Origin of the sequence: Thiothrix fructosivorans, assembly GCF_017349355.1 — a bacterium.
GTDB classification, from domain to species: domain Bacteria; phylum Pseudomonadota; class Gammaproteobacteria; order Thiotrichales; family Thiotrichaceae; genus Thiothrix; species Thiothrix fructosivorans.
On sequence record NZ_JAFMPM010000006.1, the window covers coordinates 761,297 to 776,711 of the forward strand.

The window sequence follows — 15,415 nt, forward strand, 5'->3', positions numbered from 1 at the left end:
GGTCTGGAAAGGGACGACAACAATAATAAGAAAGGGTTAAGGAAAGCATTTACCAGCAAGCCCCAAGAGACAGTGAGCAGGCATAAACATGAATAACAATAAAGCGCCTGCCATGTTTCGACTTCTCTAACCCTCTACCGATAAGGCGGGGGGTATTTATTAGAAGTTCGGTGTTTTGAACAACAATAATAATAAGCTAATAATAATAACATTTGCCCGTGTTGACTGCCCCCGCTCGTCGGGGGTTTCGTTTTTTAGGCGCTTTTAGCTACCGTCCGTCGTTTTCTCTTCTTGCTTGGCGCTATTCCACGCCGCATCCATCTGCGCCATTGTCGCTTCCTCTAAAGTAATCCCCACGGCTGTCAACATTGCCTCGACGCGCTGGAAACGCCGTTCAAACTTTTTATTCGATAAACGTAAGGCATTTTCGGCATTCACGCCCAGCAAACGCGCTAAATTGGTGACGCTCATCAACACATCACCCACTTCTTCCTCAATCCGACTGTGGGATTCGCCTTTCGCAACCGCCTCCACCACTTCGTCCAACTCTTCCTGAATTTTGGGAAGCACTTGCTGCCAATGTTCCCAATCAAACCCGACCCCAGCTGCACGGCGTTGCAGTTTTTGGCTGCGCCGTAGGGCTGGCATTGCTACCGGAATTCCGGCAAAGAAGCCGATTTCGGTGGATTTAGTGCCGCGCTCAGTCTGCTTAATCGCATCCCACGCCTGTTTTTGCGCACGCTCATCGGTATAGACGGTATCACCGAAAACGTGCGGATGCCGTCGGATCATTTTGCGGGAAATACCTGCTGCGACCGTATCAAAGTCGAATAAACCTTGCTCACTGGCAATTTGTGCCATGAAAACAATCTGGAACAGTAAGTCGCCCAGCTCGTCACACAGTGCCGCCGCATCGTGCTTGTCTACTGCGTCAGCCACTTCGTACACCTCTTCCAAGGTGTAGGGCAAAATCGTTTGCCAAGTCTGCTGAATATCCCATGAACAACCGTGCGCTGGATCACGCAAGCGCATCATAATATTAAGCAATTCCGTTATCGGTAGGTGACTTGATCCGTTTTTGCCTTGCATAGCATTTCCCTGTGGCGTATTGTGCGTTCGTCGTGCAATATACACACTTGTGGTATGAATGCTACGCTCAAACATAAAGCAAAATTGAATTTTCAATCTCAAAACCTAGACTTGAAGGAGATCACTATGACTCTGAAACAAATCGCAGGCATTACCTTTGCCGCTCTGATGATCACCGCTGCGGGTGTTCACGCCGAAGACATGAAAATCGTCAAAAATGGCGATGGCGTTGCTGTCAAAAATAGCTTTGGCGAATGTGTCAAAGCTGTATACGGCTTCGAGCCAGAAGGCTGTGAAGCAGCACCAGAAGCAAAACCAGAAGCCAAACCAGCGCCAACACCGCGTGCCGCGCCACGCGTAGCACCGCGTGCTCCCGTCGTACCTAAAGTGAAAGCAAAAGGTAACTACAAAGGCGCAGTGAATATGGATCCAGCTTCACGTAACGCAATGCAACGTTACAAAAAATAAACCCAACCAACTAGCCAGCCACTTGCTGGATTGTTGTGGGTTAAGCAAGCCCTTCTGCCGTTGGTAGGAGGGCTTTCATTTTTTCAGCAAAAGAAAAATTCTTCTTAGAGATAGGCACTTAACACGAAAATAACCTATAATCGTAGCCGTTGTTGTATTTTTAAGACACTATAAGGAGATCACTCATGACTCTAAAGAAAATGACAAGCATTGGTGTAACGGCTCTGATGGCAGCACTGATGACTACCGCTACGTATGCAGAAGATGGCAAGTACGTCCAAAACAGTGAAGGCAAAGCCGTTAAAAACAGTGCTGACGAGTGTGTAAAAGCACAATTCGGCAGTATGCCAGAAGGCTGTGAAGCAGCGCCTGAACCAGCACCTGCTCCCGCACCAGCACCTCCACCGCCAAAACCAGCGCCAGCGCCTAAGCCGATTCAGCAAATGACCCTGAATTCTGACGCTAACTTTGACTTCGACAAAGCCGTTCTGAAACCAGCAGGCAAAGCCAATCTGGATCAGTTCTTAGCAGGCTTAGCCGGTGCAAAAGTCACGGGCATTAACGTTGTTGGTCACACGGATAGCATCGGTTCTGATGCTTACAACCAAACGTTGTCTGAAAAGCGTGCAGCAGCCGTTGCCGACTATCTGGTCAGCAAAGGTGTTCCAGCCGCCGCTATTAAAGCAGCCGGTAAAGGCGAAGCTCAACCCATCGCTGACAATGGTAGCAAAGCAGGTCGTGCGACTAACCGTCGTACTGAAGTAGTAGCGCACGGTTCACGCAGCGCTCGCTAAGCCATGCCGCAGCAAGGATGCTAGAAAAAAGCTGGGTTCGCCCGGCTTTTTTTTGGGGGTTTCTATCCACATATGGAGTATTTCATTCACTGCTAATATTCAGCTAAGATTGCAGCCTTTATTTTGGTCGTGGAGACAGATAGTTATGTCAATCAAAGTGGCTGTACCCAAGGAAACCGCCGAGGGCGAGCGCCGGGTTGCCATCGAATCCAGCGTCATTGCCAAACTCAGTAAATTAGGCGCTGAAGTCCTCGTTGAAACGGGCGCAGGCGATGCGGCGCACATTCCAGATGCTGCCTTTACTGGCGCAACCATTGTGTCATCGACCCGCGATCTTTATCAGCAAGCCGACATCGTGTTGAAAGTGCAACCACCTTCCGCCGCTGAAATTGCCCAATTAAAAGAGGGCAGCGTGCTAATCGGCATGTTGCAACCTTACCAATCCCCGGAACGGATTGCGGCACTCAATGCCAAAAACATCACCAGCTTTGCGATGGAACTCATCCCACGGATTTCGCGGGCGCAGTCAATGGACGTGCTGTCTTCGCAAGCCGCTATCGCTGGTTACAAAGCTGCGATCATGGGTGCTGACCTTGCACCACGCTTTTTCCCCATGCTGACCACAGCGGCAGGCACAATTCGCCCCTCCAAAGTCATTATCATTGGCGTGGGCGTGGCGGGTTTGCAAGCGATTGCTACTGCACGCCGTTTAGGAGCGGTGGTTGAAGCGTATGACGTGCGTTCTGCCACCAAGGAACAAGTGCAATCACTCGGCGCAAAATTCATCGAACTAGGCATTACCGCAGAAGGGACGGGGGGCTATGCTCGCGAACTCACGGCAGAAGAAAAACAGCAACAGCAAGAAGCCTTGGCAAAACACATTGCTACCGCTGACGTGTTGATTACCACTGCGGCTGTACCGGGTCGCCCCTCCCCGAAAATCATTCCCGAATCCACGGTTGACGGCATGAAATCCGGCGCGGTGATTATCGACTTGGCAGCGGAAGGCGGCGGTAACTGCACCCTGACGCAACCGGGCAAAACCATCGTGCATAACGGTGTGACCATTCACGCGCCACTCAATGTACCCAGCCAAGTGCCAGTACACGCCTCCGAAATGTACGCCAAAAACCTGCTCAATTTCCTCACCCCGATGTTGAAAGGCGGCACTTATGCCCCCGATTTCAGTGACGAAGTGATTGCAGGCGCGTTACTCACGCACGAGGGCAAGATCATGAACGCAGCCATTCGCCAACTGGTTGAAGGAGCATAACAATGGACGGTTTTATTGCAATTTACATCTTCATCCTCGCCGGATTCGTCGGCTATGAAGTGATTTCCAAAGTGCCAGTGATTCTGCACACCCCGCTAATGTCAGGTTCAAACTTCGTTCACGGTATCGTTTTGGTCGGTGCAATGGTCGTGTTAGGTCAGGCGGAAGGCTTTATGGAACAACTGGTCGGTTTCATCGCGGTGGTGCTGGCAGCGGGTAACGCGGTCGGCGGTTACGTTGTGACTGAGCGGATGCTGGAAATGTTTAAAAGCAGCAAAGGGGGCAAATAATCATGAACCTGTTTGTTGAAATCTTTTATCTGGCAGCCGCTGTGCTGTTCATTCTCGGTTTGAAGCAAATGGCTTCGCCTGTCACTGCGCGGCGCGGGATCGTGTGGGCGGGCATCGGCATGGTGCTGGCAACGCTCATCACCTTTGTCCACCCACACGTTAACAGCAACTATTTGCTGATTATTATCGGTATCGCGGTCGGCGGTGGCATTGCGTGGAAAACCGGCAAAGAAGTCGCGATGACTGACATGCCGCAAATGATTGCGCTCTACAACGGCATGGGCGGCGGTGCAGCGGCAGCGATTGCAGCAGTCGAATTGATCAAGCACGAGCCGATGGATGGCACGGTGCAATTGCTAGCGGTATTTGGCGCGTTGATTGGGGCGGTGGCGTTCTCTGGTTCGTTGATTGCGTTTGGCAAGTTGCAAGGTATCAAGCAATTGCGCGGTGCGTTCCGTTTCCACAATCAGCAACGCATTAACGCCGGTTTGTTTATCGTGGTGGCGTGGATGGGGCTGGGCATTGCAACCAGCGGCATGGATTACGGCATGTTTACGCTGTTCTTGTTCTTCGCGCTGGCGTTGGCGTTTGGCGTGATGATGACCTTGCCGATTGGTGGCGCGGATATGCCGGTGGTGATTTCGCTCTACAACGCCTTCACTGGGCTTGCGGTTGGTTTTGAAGGTTATGTGCTGGACAACCCTGCAATGATGATTGCGGGCATTGTGGTGGGTTCTGCGGGTACGTTGCTGACGCAATTGATGGCAAAAGCGATGAACCGCCCAATTACCAACGTGCTGTTTAGCAATTTCGGCGAAACCACGGGTGAAGCGCAAGAAGTGACAGGTTCGATGAAGGCGATTGAATCTCCTGACGCTGCCATCATGATGGCGTTCGCGGAAAAGGTCATTATTATCCCCGGTTACGGCATGGCGGTGGCGCAAGCGCAGCACAAGATCTGGGAAATGACCAAGCAATTGCAAGAGCGCGGCGTGACTGTGAAATTTGCGATTCACCCTGTGGCAGGACGGATGCCGGGACACATGAACGTGTTGTTGGCGGAAGCTGGCGTGCCGTATGACATCATCTACGATCTGGACGAGATCAACGAAGAGTTCAAAACGGCGGATGTAGCACTGGTCATTGGTGCGAACGACGTGGTGAATCCGATTGCGCGGACTGACCCGAACAGCCCGATTTATGGAATGCCGATTTTGAATGCAGATTACGCTAAGAACGTAATCGTGGTGAAACGTGGTCAAGGTGCGGGTTTCTCTGGGATCGAGAACCACCTGTTCTTCGCTGACAACTGCCGGATGCTGTATGGCGATGGGCAAGTAGTGGCGAGTGAATTGATTGCGAATATGAAAGAACTCTGAGGGAGAGCCCCTTTATCCTTCTTTCGCGTAAAACCTCGTCCTTCAGGGCGAGGATGCAGAGCGAGGGCGGCATTGCCGCCCCTCTCTTAGCCGTATTTTCCTGCCCAAACTGGGTTGGATTCGCTACCGCAACAGCCGCGAGGTGTTGGGTGAGTTGCAAACCCAACAAGCGAAACTCGCCAAGTATCAACGGCGTATGGCGCACAAACAGAAGTTCAGCAACAACTGGAAAAAGGCGAAAGCCAAGGTTAAAAAACCCCACACCCAAATCGCCAATGCCCGCCGCGATTTCCTGCACAAAGCAACGACCACGATCAGCCAAAACCACGCGCTCGTATTCGTCGAAGATTTGCAGGTAAGCAATATGTGCCGATCAGCGGCAGGTGCAGGAGAAAATCCCGGCAAGAACGTGGCGGCAAAGTCTGGCTTAAACAAAGCGATTCTCGACCAAGGCTGGGGTGAATTCCGGCGGCAACTCGACTACAAACTGGCATGGAATGGCGGTATGTTATTCGCCGTTCCACCGCATTACACCAGCCAAGAATGCCCCAAATGTCACCACACATCAGCGGATAACCGCCAAACACAAGCGCGATTTGTGTGCGTGAAGTGTCACTATGAAAATCACGCCGATCATGTCGGCGCGATCAATGTTAAAGAGCGGGGACACCGCTTGTTAGCCTGTGGAGATGCGGTATTAAGCCGCTCGATGAAGCAGGAACTCGCCGAAGTAAGTCAGCTATTTAGCTGAATGCAGTAGGAATCCCCTTCCTTTAGGGAGGGGAGGATGTCAACATGACCTTGGTTAGGAGATTGTAAGTCTGACTTACAATTTGCATCAGTGTTTGTCTCCACCCACGACAGTGCTACAATCTCACGCCTTAATTAGCGGGTTTAGACGGAGTTTGTGATGTTAAAGGTAGGTTTTGTCGGTTGGCGCGGCATGGTCGGATCAGTTCTGATGGAGCGGATGCGTGCTGAAAACGACTTCCAAGGCTTTGAGCCAGTGTTTTTCACCACCTCGCAGTCCGGCAAGCCCGGCCCTGACGTAGGCATGGGTGCAAAGCCGCTCGAAGATGCCATGAATATCGACAAGCTGGCGGAAATGGACATTATCCTCTCGTGCCAAGGCGGCGATTACACCAACGCAGTGTACGCACCACTTCGCGCTCGCTGGAACGGCTACTGGATTGACGCAGCCTCCACCCTGCGCATGGCAGACGACGCGATCATCGTGCTCGACCCCGTAAACCGCAACGTCATCGACGCAGGCTTGCAAAGCGGCATTAAAAACTACATCGGCGGCAACTGCACCGTTTCTCTGATGCTGATGGCCTTGGGCGGTTTGTTTGAAAAGGGCTTGGTCGAATGGATTACATCCATGACTTACCAAGCCGCTTCCGGTGCAGGCGCGAAAAACATGCGCGAACTGCTGACTCAAATGGGCGAACTCAACGGTGAAGTCGGTGATTTGCTGGCAGACCCCGCTTCTGCAATTCTCGACATTGACACTAAAGTTACCGCGAAACTCAACGATGGCACACTCTCCACCGCGAACTTCGGCGCACCACTGGCGGGTAGCCTGATCCCGTGGATCGACAAGTTGTGGGAAAACGGTCAAACCAAGGAAGAGTGGAAAGGCATTGCCGAAACCAACAAAATCCTCGGCAAAACCGCTGCGAACCTCATCCCCGTGGATGGGCAGTGCGTGCGGATCGGCGCAATGCGTTGCCATTCGCAAGGCTTCACCATCAAGCTCAAGCAAGATTTGCCGCTGGCGGAAATCGAAAGCATCATTGCTAGCCACAACGAGTGGGTCAAAGTCATTCCGAATGACAAAGAATCCACCTTGCGCGGTCTGACCCCTGTCCAAGCGTCTGGCACGTTAACCGTCCCCGTCGGACGGATTCGTAAGATGAATCTGGGCCCAGAATACCTCACTGCGTTCACGGTCGGTGACCAATTGCTGTGGGGTGCGGCAGAACCTGTGCGTCGTATGTTGAAAATTACATTGGCGCATTTAAACTAAGCTAGACTGTGCTGACTAGGGGAGGTTAGGTTAGGAGCCAGCTTCCCCTAGTGTTCGCTTGTTCCGCAACCTAGTGCAAACCCTGTGCCATCAATCGGTTGCTCCATGCGAAATATCAAGTAATTGGGTAATAATATCCCCTAGAATTCAAAAGCATACTAAACGCTAGAACGCCGCTATCACAGGAGGACACCCCCATGATTTCATACATGGAATTACACGAACAAAACCACAAAATTACCGAACTCTCGAATGTGTTGAGTTACCTGATTAACGAACGCTCGATGTGCGACACTGAAGTGTCGTGCGAACTGTTTTTCCGCTACGTCAGCATGGTGAAAGACCATTTGGAAACCGAAGAGCGCGAGCTGTATCAATTGCTACTCATGGATGATGATAACGATGTGCGCAATACCGGACGCAAATTCCTGTCCGGTTCGGGCGAAATCAAGCGTGTGTTTGGGCAATACTTGAAACGCTGGTGCAAGGGCAAGGAACTGCGCATCCGCGACCATGACGCGTTTGTGCGCGATACCCGCGAGATTTTCGGCTTGGTGATTCGCCGCATTGACGACGAAACCGTGCATTTATACCCAACACTGCTGGAGTGTGGGCATATTCCGCGAACAGCTCTCGCTGCTTAATCGCTTGTCCACTTAAACGACAGTGCGCCAATCACCAAAAACACTGCCGACATCAGCACCAGCACCCCTAAATGCCCGCTAATGTCGGCAAGGTTTGCCCCATCCAACATAATCGCGCGTGCTGCCGTTAGCATGTGCGTCAGCGGTGACAACTGACTCACCCATTGCATCACAGGATTCGTGCCTTCCATCGAAAACCACACGCCTGACAATACCATCATCGGCCACGTCAACAGGTTGAGCAAACCACCCGCCAATTCCTCACTGCTCACGCGTGCCGCGACTAACAAGCTCAAGGTAATCAGGGTGAACGCGCCCACCATCAACACCAGCAACAAATGCCAATAACTGCCTTCCACCGTGAAGTGCATGAATAAATTCGTGCCAGTAAACACAATCGTGGTCGCAAGTGTAATCAGCGATAAGCGCGATAAGACTTGCGCCAGCAAGAACTCGGTGGCGCTCAACGGGGTGGCATTCAAGCGTTTCAAATAGCCACTTTTGCGGTAACGCACGATCACAAACCCCACCCCGAACAAGCAGCTAAACATCACGTTCATCCCCAAAATGCCAGGGACGACCCAATCGACGTAGCGGATTTCTTCACCTTGTACGCTTTGTTTTGCCAAGGTTGTGCCGCCGCTGCCTTGCAACAGTTTTTCCAGCACATAGCCGTTTTGTGAATCGCTATTGATCCAGTAATGCTGTTGCCCTGCTCGCAAATCCAGCAGCATGTCGGTTTGATGCCGCCCGACTTTGCGCACGCTGGCTTCGACGGTTGTGGCTGGCACGCTGTAAAAGTCGATGTGTTGGGTTTGCAGGAAGGGGTGTAAGGCGGCGTTTGGCGCAACGGTGGCACTGACGTTATCGGCGATTACGCCCACTTTGAACAGCGGTTTGCCTTCGCCCGAAAACACGAAAGCTAACCCAAACACCAACGCCACGGGCAGGATGAAATTCCAACCGAGGGCGGAACGGTCACGCACATATTCTAAACAGCGGGCGTAAAACGTAGCCCAGATACGTTGCATCATGCGCGTAACTCCTTGCCGGTGAGTTCGATAAACAAGTCTTCGAGGGTGCGAGGGCGGACTTGCAAACCCGCCAGTGATGCGCCGTGTTGGATGAGTTGCGCCAGTGTGCCGTTCACGTCGGGGGTAATGATTTCGATTGTACCGGTGACTTTATCCAGATAACGGTGCGGGATGGTTTTGGCAGCATCTGGGAAATCGCGTTCCGGCAATTCAATGATCACGTCTTGGAAATGCGTGGCAAGCAGTGCGTCGGGCGAGCCGTGGGCGATGATTTTGCCGTGATCCATAATGGCGATTTCGTCGCAGAGGTTGTATGCCTCTTCCATGTAATGCGTGGTAAGCAACACGGTTTTGTGGCGGGCTTTGATGCTGTTGACCAGTTCCCAGAAATTCAGGCGGGCTTGCGGGTCGAGTCCAGTGGTGGGTTCGTCGAGGAATACCACGTCGGGGTCATTCACCAAGGCGAGGGCGAGCAACATGCGTTGGCGTTGCCCGCCGGAGAGTTTGCTGGCATCGCGGTCGAGGTATTCCTGCAAGCGGCAAATCTCAATCAGCTCTTCCAGCGGCAAGCCTTTGGGGTAAAGGCTGCTGAAAAACTTCAGGTTTTCGCGTACCGTGAGGAAATCTTGCAGGGCGGTGGATTGGAATTGGATGCCTGCTTCTTGGCGGAAACGTGCGCCTTGCAGCTCGCCTTTGTAGCGAATTTCGCCAGAAGTAGGCTTGGTAATGCCTTCGAGCATTTCGATGGTGGTGGTCTTGCCCGCGCCATTAGGCCCTAGCAGCCCAAAGCAAATGCCTTGTGGCACGGTAAAGTCGATGCCATTGACGGCATTCACGCCGGGGTAGTGTTTGTGCAAGTTGCGCACGTCGAGAATAGGTTGTGCCATGATTGCCTGTTCCTTGGGGATTAATGAGTGGCAGTATGCTGTAATTTCCACAGCAAACCCATTCCCACCACCATGACTACTGCTGCCATCAACAAGCCGCCTTGGTAACTGCCGGTGGCTTCTGCGATATAACCCGTGGCGGCGGGGGCGATGATTTGCGCCACGCCGTAACTCAAGGTCAAGCGTGCCATTGCTTTGGCAGGGTTAGCGGGGTAATGCCGCCCGATGATCGTCAGGGTGAGGCTGACAATACCGATAAAGGTTGCGCCATACAATGCCGAGCTGAACACCGCCGCCGCTGCATTGCTGGAGAGGGCAGGCAATACAATCGCGACGATTTGCCCCGCAAACGCGAGTTGCAAGGCTGGCATATCGCCGATGCGCCGCGACACCCGATCCCATACGAAACACGCGGGTGTTGCGGCGATACCGACCAATACCCACACCCAACTGCCCCAACCCGCCAATGCCGGAATCTTTTCCACCATTGCCACGGTGAAGGTGGCACTGACCACAAAGCCAACGCCAGCGCAGAAGTACATGGCAATCATCAAGGTTAACCATTGGCGCGAAGGGGGTGCATGTGAGGTGGTTTGCTGGTTAGTGGTTGCTGCGGGTTCAGGCAACCATAACCACGCGGGAATGAACAATAACGCCGCCAATGCACTCAAGGTTAGCCATTGTTGCGCCCAATCGAGCGCCACGGCTGTCATGGCGACTGCGACTAAGCCCGATACCAGAATGCCACCGCCTAAGCCACCGAAGTGAATGCCTAGCTCTGGGCGATGCCCGTTACGCATTAACCAGTTCAGCATTAAGCCCGAACCGATCAGCAAACCTGCCGCACTGCTCAAGCCTGCGATGTAACGCAATAGCGACCACACCACCATGTCTTGCGTGAATGCCATGCCTGCAATGCTCAATACACCGATGATTAAGCCAGCGCGGTAGAGTTGGTATTTGGTGTGCAAGCTGCTGATGGAGGCGGCGAGCAATGCACCGCTCATGTAGCCCATGTAGTTGAAGGTGGCGAGCCAGCCGCCTGCGACTTCGGTGAGCCATGTTTCTGAGCGCATCACGGGCAGTAGCGGCGTGTAGGCAAACCGCGCCAGCCCTACTGTGAGAATCAGGCTGCAAATGCCTGCCAGCAATACTTTTCTTGTGTCCATCGAACGCAGCATACCCGCACCTTAGTCGTTATCGGCGAGCGGGGATTATAGCGCTGCTAAACGATCCAATGCCCGATAACTGAGGGCTTCGGTTAAATGCGCGGTGCGAATGTCAGCGCTTTCGGCTAAATCGGCAATGGTTCGCGCCACTTTTAGAATGCGGTGATACGCGCGGGCGGATAATTTAAACCGTTCCATCGCCGCATTTAGCAATTTCTGGTCTTTTTCCACCAATATGCAATGGTGTTCGACATCGCGTCCACTTAACGCATTGTTGATTTTGCCTTGGCGGGCGTGTTGACGGGCGCGGGCAGCTTCGACACGTTGGCGCACGGTCGCGCTGGTTTCGCCGTGTTTGAGGGATTGCAAATCGTCCTGCCGCACGCGTGGGACTTCGATTTGCAGGTCGATGCGGTCGAGAAACGGCGCGGAAATGCGGCTGCGGTGTTTGCGCTGGCGTTCGGGCGTGCATTCACAATTGTCACGCAAATCGCAGGCACGTCCTTGCGGACAAGGGTTCATCGCCGCGACGAGTTGGAATTTGGCAGGGTAGGTGGCTTGGCGAGCGGCACGGGACAGGGTGATCTTGCCGGTTTCCAACGGTTCGCGCAGCACATCCAGTACGGTGCGGTCGAATTCGGTGAGTTCGTCGAGGAATAGAATGCCGTGGTGTGCGAGGGAAATTTCCCCCGGTTTGACTTGTGAGCCACCGCCGACCAATGCCACGCCGGACGAGGTGTGGTGCGGTTCGCGTACTTGGCGTTGCCCCCAGCGGCTGGCTTCAAAACCGTGGTGACTGATCGAGGCAATGGCGGCAGATTCTAACGCTTCGTCTTCGGAGAGTGGCGGCAAAATCGTGGCAAGGCGATTGGCGAGCATGGTTTTGCCTGTTCCCGGCGGCCCCACCATCAGCAAATTGTGACCGCCCGCAGCGGCAATTTCCAGCGCACGGCGTGCCATGAATTGCCCTTTGACATCGCTGAGATCGAACGGATAGGTGGTTTCAGCGGTTTCGACGGCTTGTTCCCAACGCACCAGCGGGGCGCTGCCGTGCAAGTGTTCGACCACTTCGCTGAGGGTATTGGCGGCGAAGACCTTTAAGCCTTTGATCAAGCTGGCTTCGGCGGCATTGTCTTGCGGCACGATCAGCGCACGTCCGGCTTGCAGCGCAGCGAAAGCGGTGGGTAACACGCCGCGCACCGGGCGCAATTGCCCGCCTAACGATAATTCACCGATGAATTCGTAGCCTTGCAACACGTCGTGGGGCAATTGCTCACTCGCCGCCAACATGCCAATCGCAATCGGCAAATCAAAGCGCCCGCCATCTTTGGGAATATCCGCAGGTGCTAGGTTGATGGTGACGCGCCGCAGCGGAAAGTTGAATTCGGAATTGGTCATGGCGGCTTTGACGCGATCACGGCTTTCTTTCACCGCTGTTTCGGGCAAACCGACGATGGAAACACCGGGAAGACCATTGGCGAGATGCACTTCGACGCTGACCAGTGGTGCATCCAACCCGTTGTTGGTACGGCTGTAAACGATGGCTAGGCTCATATTATTTTTCTGATGGTGGGGCTTGAAGGGCTTAATTCTGCGTTTTTTGTCCGATGCGCTCAAACAAACACGACAAAAGGCGAAGGGGTTGCAGTTGTCCGCCGAAAGCCTCCGTTGAGAGCGTTGCGCCTAGGGTTGTTGGCAGACTGCCCTTACCATTAGCAGCATTTAATCATGCAAATAACGGGTGGCGTATGGACGGGATCACACTGGCTTCGTGGGAAGATAATTGGGATGCGTGGGTACAGAAATACATTGCAGCGGGGACGCGCAGCAAGGAAATTGATTTGGTGGTGGAGCAGTTATCAGCCGATATTTTTCACTTCCCGCTGTTCACCAACGCGTTTTGCGAGGAAATCATTCAGAGCGCGGATCAGCAAGGCAAATGGTCAACGGATCGCCATAATTTCTACCCGACCACCGATGTGTTGCTGCGCGATTTGGGGCTGGATGCGATGTATCACAAAGTGTTGGAAGAATTCTGCCATCCTGTGGCTCGGCAACGCTGGCGTTTAGAAGGCAAACGTTGGCTGGAAACGATGGCGGAAGAGAGTTTCATGGCACGTTATCGGGCGGAAGATCAGCAATTGCTCTCGATTCATCAAGATTTTGGCGATTATACGTTCACTGTGGGCTTGAATACCGATTTTGAGGGGGGTGGAACGTGGTTTCCACGTCAGCAAGTGTTGGGCAATCCGAAGAACGGCTATTGCACGTTGTTCCCCTGCATTACCCATCCGCACGGTGGTCGCCCGACCACGAAGGGTACGCGTTACATCTTGGTATCGTTCTGTCGGCGGCGGAATTTGTATGTGGAGTGAGAAAACGGTAAGTCTATTGAAAATAGAAAATTGAATGAATGCAGTGATTAGAGGGATATTGTTGTATAGTTATATTGTGCATACAATTAGGATGTAAGATGAAGATTGACTATGACCCGAAAAAGAACGCTTGGAACATTGCACACAGGGATTTACCGTTTGATTTGGTTGAGCATGTTGACTGGGATACGGCGCTAATCAGGGAAGATACCCGCCACGATTACCCCGAACAGCGTTACATCATGCTGGCTTGCTTGAATGGTAGCCTGCATGTTGTGTGTTTCACCCCGATTGAAGACGGTATACGAGTAATCAGTTTCAGGAAGGCAGACAAACCAGAGAGGCGCAATTATGAACGACAATACCACCCGTGTTGAACACCTGACAGATGACAGCGGCGAAGTACGCGAACTGACGGCGGCGGATATAGCGGGATTCCGTCCCATTGGCGATGTGTTGCCAGCACTGGCTCACATCATCCAGAAACGTGGTAAGCAAAAAGCACCAACTAAAGAGCGGATTACTATCCGGTTATCCTCTGAAGTGGTGGAGTATTTCAGGGAAAGCGGCGACGGTTGGCAGTCAAGGCTAGATGAAGCGCTGAAAGGCTATATTGCTGGCCATCGAAAAGCGGCATGATTACCAGCATCAAAAGTGTCTGAATTTATTGGCGCACCCGGCTGGAATCGAACCAGCGACCCTCGGCTTCGGAGGCCGATACTCTATCCCCTGAGCTACGGGTGCATTGTGAAAGCGCATCATACCCAACCCTTGCCCCTGAGTCTATCGTCGCTTTAGTGTCATGCAGCGTGTTTTTTAGTATGATTCAAGTCAACTTTTCGTAAGCGACACATAGCGAATATTAGTATTTGTGAATATAATCTGTCGGTTTACGATTTTCTAATGCTTAGATTCACAGATTGTCGGGCAGCTACCGCCCAATCTACAGGAGGATAAAGTGGCTCACTCTACACACAAAGACCCCATGGCCAAGCCAGTATTGATTGGCGGGCTTGCACTAGTCGGCACTGCGGTTGCAGTGTTGGTTATGAATTTATTCAGCACGATTGAGAAAAACTCTATCAAAGGTGTTGAAGACACAACGATGCGAGCAGCGGCGACCGAGGTCAACTTGAAACCGATTGGTTCTGTCAATGCTGTTGACAAATCTATCGTCAAAGAAGCGCGTTCTGGCGAAGCGGTGTATACCGCTGTTTGTACGTCTTGCCACGCGGCTGGTGTATTGGGTGCACCGAAAATTGATGATAAAGCCGCATGGGCACCGCGTATCGCACAAGGCTTAGATGGCTTGATGAAGAACGCGACTAACGGTATTCGTTCCATGCCTGCGCGTGGCGGTGATCCAACTATCACTGACGAAGAGCTGACTAACGCGATTGTGTACATGACAGGCAAAGCCGGTCACGACCTATCCAGTCAAGCAAAAGGTGGCGCTGCCCCAGCGGGTGATGCTGCGAAAGCTGCGCCTGCTGCTGCTCCAGCCGCCGATGCTGCGAAAGCTGCGCCTGCTGCTGATCCAGCCGCCGATGCTGCGAAAGCTGCGCCTGCTGCTGCTCCAGTAGCCGATGCTGCAAAAGCCGCCCCTGCTGCTCCAGTAGCCGATGCTGCAAAAGCCGCCCCTGCTGCTGCTCCAGTAGCCGATGCTGCAAAAGCTGCTGCACCCACCGCTGCGGTTGACGGTGAAAAAGTTTACAAAGGCATTTGCTTCTCTTGCCACGACGTGGGTGTTGCAGGTTCACCGAAACTGGGTGATAAGGCCGTATGGGCACCGCGTATTGCAACAGGCAATGACGCGTTGTACAACAGTGCGCTGAACGGCAAAAATGTCATGCCAGCAAAAGGCGGCAATTCTGCGTTGTCTGAAGCGGAAGTGAAAGCCGCCGTTGACTATATCGTTGGCAAATCCAAGTAATACAGTTGGCTCAATGATGTAAAGGAAGGCGCATAGTGCGCCTTTCTTTTT

Annotated in this window: 17 protein-coding genes and 1 tRNA gene; 12 read left to right on the plus strand and 6 right to left on the minus strand. The window is 52.9% G+C overall.

Annotated features, from left to right (window positions below):
• Window positions 1-264: 264 nt before the first annotated feature.
• The gene (mazG, locus tag J1836_RS06935) at window positions 265-1,089 is read right to left on the minus strand and encodes a nucleoside triphosphate pyrophosphohydrolase (protein ID WP_207250349.1); all 825 of its coding nucleotides are present in this window, start codon (window positions 1,087-1,089) and stop codon (window positions 265-267) included.
• A gap of 126 nt (window positions 1,090-1,215) precedes the next feature.
• Between mazG and J1836_RS06940 the strand changes: the two genes are divergently transcribed.
• From J1836_RS06940 to J1836_RS06975, 8 genes are all read left to right on the plus strand, one after another.
• On the plus strand, window positions 1,216-1,557 hold the full coding sequence (locus tag J1836_RS06940) for a hypothetical protein (protein WP_207250350.1): 342 nt from the start codon (window positions 1,216-1,218) through the stop codon (window positions 1,555-1,557).
• Between the two features lie 185 nt (window positions 1,558-1,742).
• Window positions 1,743-2,351 carry an OmpA family protein gene (locus tag J1836_RS21770; RefSeq protein WP_207250351.1) on the plus strand — a complete coding sequence of 203 codons (609 nt, stop codon included), beginning with the start codon at window positions 1,743-1,745 and terminating at the stop codon, window positions 2,349-2,351.
• 145 nt (window positions 2,352-2,496) lie between these two features.
• Entirely contained in the window at window positions 2,497-3,624 is a 1,128-nt protein-coding gene (locus J1836_RS06950) for a Re/Si-specific NAD(P)(+) transhydrogenase subunit alpha (protein ID WP_207250352.1), read from the plus strand.
• Between the two features lie 2 nt (window positions 3,625-3,626).
• A complete protein-coding gene (locus J1836_RS06955) occupies window positions 3,627-3,914 on the plus strand; it encodes an NAD(P) transhydrogenase subunit alpha part 2 (RefSeq protein WP_207250353.1) in 288 nt (95 codons plus the stop codon).
• Between the two features lie 2 nt (window positions 3,915-3,916).
• Entirely contained in the window at window positions 3,917-5,293 is a 1,377-nt protein-coding gene (locus tag J1836_RS06960; RefSeq protein WP_207250354.1) for an NAD(P)(+) transhydrogenase (Re/Si-specific) subunit beta, read from the plus strand.
• A gap of 154 nt (window positions 5,294-5,447) precedes the next feature.
• Window positions 5,448-6,044: an RNA-guided endonuclease InsQ/TnpB family protein gene (locus J1836_RS06965; RefSeq protein WP_207250355.1), complete on the plus strand. Its 597-nt coding sequence runs from the start codon at window positions 5,448-5,450 to the stop codon at window positions 6,042-6,044.
• Window positions 6,045-6,203: 159 nt separating this feature from the next.
• Window positions 6,204-7,322 carry an aspartate-semialdehyde dehydrogenase gene (asd, locus tag J1836_RS06970; protein WP_207250356.1) on the plus strand — a complete coding sequence of 373 codons (1,119 nt, stop codon included), beginning with the start codon at window positions 6,204-6,206 and terminating at the stop codon, window positions 7,320-7,322.
• 197 nt (window positions 7,323-7,519) lie between these two features.
• Complete coding sequence (locus J1836_RS06975) at window positions 7,520-7,966, plus strand: hypothetical protein (RefSeq protein WP_207250357.1); 447 nt, start codon at window positions 7,520-7,522, stop codon at window positions 7,964-7,966.
• Here J1836_RS06975 and J1836_RS06980 read toward each other — a convergent pair.
• The 4 genes from J1836_RS06980 to J1836_RS06995 are packed head-to-tail and all read right to left on the minus strand — an operon-like array spanning window position 7,963 to window position 12,610.
• A complete protein-coding gene (locus J1836_RS06980) occupies window positions 7,963-9,000 on the minus strand; it encodes an ABC transporter permease (RefSeq protein WP_207250358.1) in 1,038 nt (345 codons plus the stop codon). The genes J1836_RS06975 and J1836_RS06980 overlap by 4 nt on opposite strands.
• A complete protein-coding gene (locus J1836_RS06985) occupies window positions 8,997-9,887 on the minus strand; it encodes an ABC transporter ATP-binding protein (RefSeq protein WP_207250359.1) in 891 nt (296 codons plus the stop codon). Before J1836_RS06985 ends, J1836_RS06980 begins: the two co-directional genes overlap by 4 nt.
• Window positions 9,888-9,907: 20 nt before the next feature.
• Entirely contained in the window at window positions 9,908-11,056 is a 1,149-nt protein-coding gene (locus tag J1836_RS06990; protein WP_242632758.1) for a YbfB/YjiJ family MFS transporter, read from the minus strand.
• A 45-nt stretch (window positions 11,057-11,101) separates the two neighbouring features.
• Entirely contained in the window at window positions 11,102-12,610 is a 1,509-nt protein-coding gene (locus J1836_RS06995; protein WP_207250361.1) for a YifB family Mg chelatase-like AAA ATPase, read from the minus strand.
• 194 nt (window positions 12,611-12,804) lie between these two features.
• Here J1836_RS06995 and J1836_RS07000 point away from each other — a divergent pair, with 194 nt between their 5' ends.
• The 3 genes from J1836_RS07000 to J1836_RS07010 all read left to right on the plus strand — a co-directional run bounded on the left by J1836_RS07000 (window position 12,805) and on the right by J1836_RS07010 (window position 14,070).
• Window positions 12,805-13,431: a 2OG-Fe(II) oxygenase family protein gene (locus J1836_RS07000; protein ID WP_207250362.1), complete on the plus strand. Its 627-nt coding sequence runs from the start codon at window positions 12,805-12,807 to the stop codon at window positions 13,429-13,431.
• 98 nt (window positions 13,432-13,529) lie between these two features.
• Window positions 13,530-13,808, plus strand: coding sequence for a BrnT family toxin (locus tag J1836_RS07005; protein WP_207250363.1), 279 nt, complete (start codon window positions 13,530-13,532; stop codon window positions 13,806-13,808).
• The gene (locus tag J1836_RS07010; protein ID WP_207250364.1) at window positions 13,783-14,070 is read left to right on the plus strand and encodes a BrnA antitoxin family protein; all 288 of its coding nucleotides are present in this window, start codon (window positions 13,783-13,785) and stop codon (window positions 14,068-14,070) included. Before J1836_RS07005 ends, J1836_RS07010 begins: the two co-directional genes overlap by 26 nt.
• Before the next feature lie 29 nt (window positions 14,071-14,099).
• On the opposite strand, the gene J1836_RS07015 is transcribed toward J1836_RS07010, so the two are convergent.
• Window positions 14,100-14,175 (minus strand) — tRNA-Arg (locus J1836_RS07015).
• A gap of 214 nt (window positions 14,176-14,389) precedes the next feature.
• On the opposite strand from J1836_RS07015, the gene J1836_RS07020 reads away from it, so the two are divergent.
• On the plus strand, window positions 14,390-15,364 hold the full coding sequence (locus J1836_RS07020) for a c-type cytochrome (RefSeq protein WP_242632759.1): 975 nt from the start codon (window positions 14,390-14,392) through the stop codon (window positions 15,362-15,364).
• Window positions 15,365-15,415: the final 51 nt, after the last annotated feature.

What these genes read in the sequence shown, in the direction of transcription:
- mazG (WP_207250349.1), bottom strand. Translation starts at nt 1,089, where the DNA reads ATGCAAGGCAAAAACGGATCAAGTCACCTACCGATAACGGAATTGCTT.
- J1836_RS06940 (WP_207250350.1), top strand. Translation starts at nt 1,216, where the DNA reads ATGACTCTGAAACAAATCGCAGGCATTACCTTTGCCGCTCTGATGATC.
- J1836_RS21770 (WP_207250351.1), top strand. Translation starts at nt 1,743, where the DNA reads ATGACTCTAAAGAAAATGACAAGCATTGGTGTAACGGCTCTGATGGCA.
- J1836_RS06950 (WP_207250352.1), top strand. Translation starts at nt 2,497, where the DNA reads ATGTCAATCAAAGTGGCTGTACCCAAGGAAACCGCCGAGGGCGAGCGC.
- J1836_RS06955 (WP_207250353.1), top strand. Translation starts at nt 3,627, where the DNA reads ATGGACGGTTTTATTGCAATTTACATCTTCATCCTCGCCGGATTCGTC.
- J1836_RS06960 (WP_207250354.1), top strand. Translation starts at nt 3,917, where the DNA reads ATGAACCTGTTTGTTGAAATCTTTTATCTGGCAGCCGCTGTGCTGTTC.
- asd (WP_207250356.1), top strand. Translation starts at nt 6,204, where the DNA reads ATGTTAAAGGTAGGTTTTGTCGGTTGGCGCGGCATGGTCGGATCAGTT.
- J1836_RS06975 (WP_207250357.1), top strand. Translation starts at nt 7,520, where the DNA reads ATGATTTCATACATGGAATTACACGAACAAAACCACAAAATTACCGAA.
- J1836_RS06980 (WP_207250358.1), bottom strand. Translation starts at nt 9,000, where the DNA reads ATGATGCAACGTATCTGGGCTACGTTTTACGCCCGCTGTTTAGAATAT.
- J1836_RS06985 (WP_207250359.1), bottom strand. Translation starts at nt 9,887, where the DNA reads ATGGCACAACCTATTCTCGACGTGCGCAACTTGCACAAACACTACCCC.
- J1836_RS06990 (WP_242632758.1), bottom strand. Translation starts at nt 11,056, where the DNA reads ATGGACACAAGAAAAGTATTGCTGGCAGGCATTTGCAGCCTGATTCTC.
- J1836_RS06995 (WP_207250361.1), bottom strand. Translation starts at nt 12,610, where the DNA reads ATGAGCCTAGCCATCGTTTACAGCCGTACCAACAACGGGTTGGATGCA.
- J1836_RS07000 (WP_207250362.1), top strand. Translation starts at nt 12,805, where the DNA reads ATGGACGGGATCACACTGGCTTCGTGGGAAGATAATTGGGATGCGTGG.
- J1836_RS07005 (WP_207250363.1), top strand. Translation starts at nt 13,530, where the DNA reads ATGAAGATTGACTATGACCCGAAAAAGAACGCTTGGAACATTGCACAC.
- J1836_RS07010 (WP_207250364.1), top strand. Translation starts at nt 13,783, where the DNA reads ATGAACGACAATACCACCCGTGTTGAACACCTGACAGATGACAGCGGC.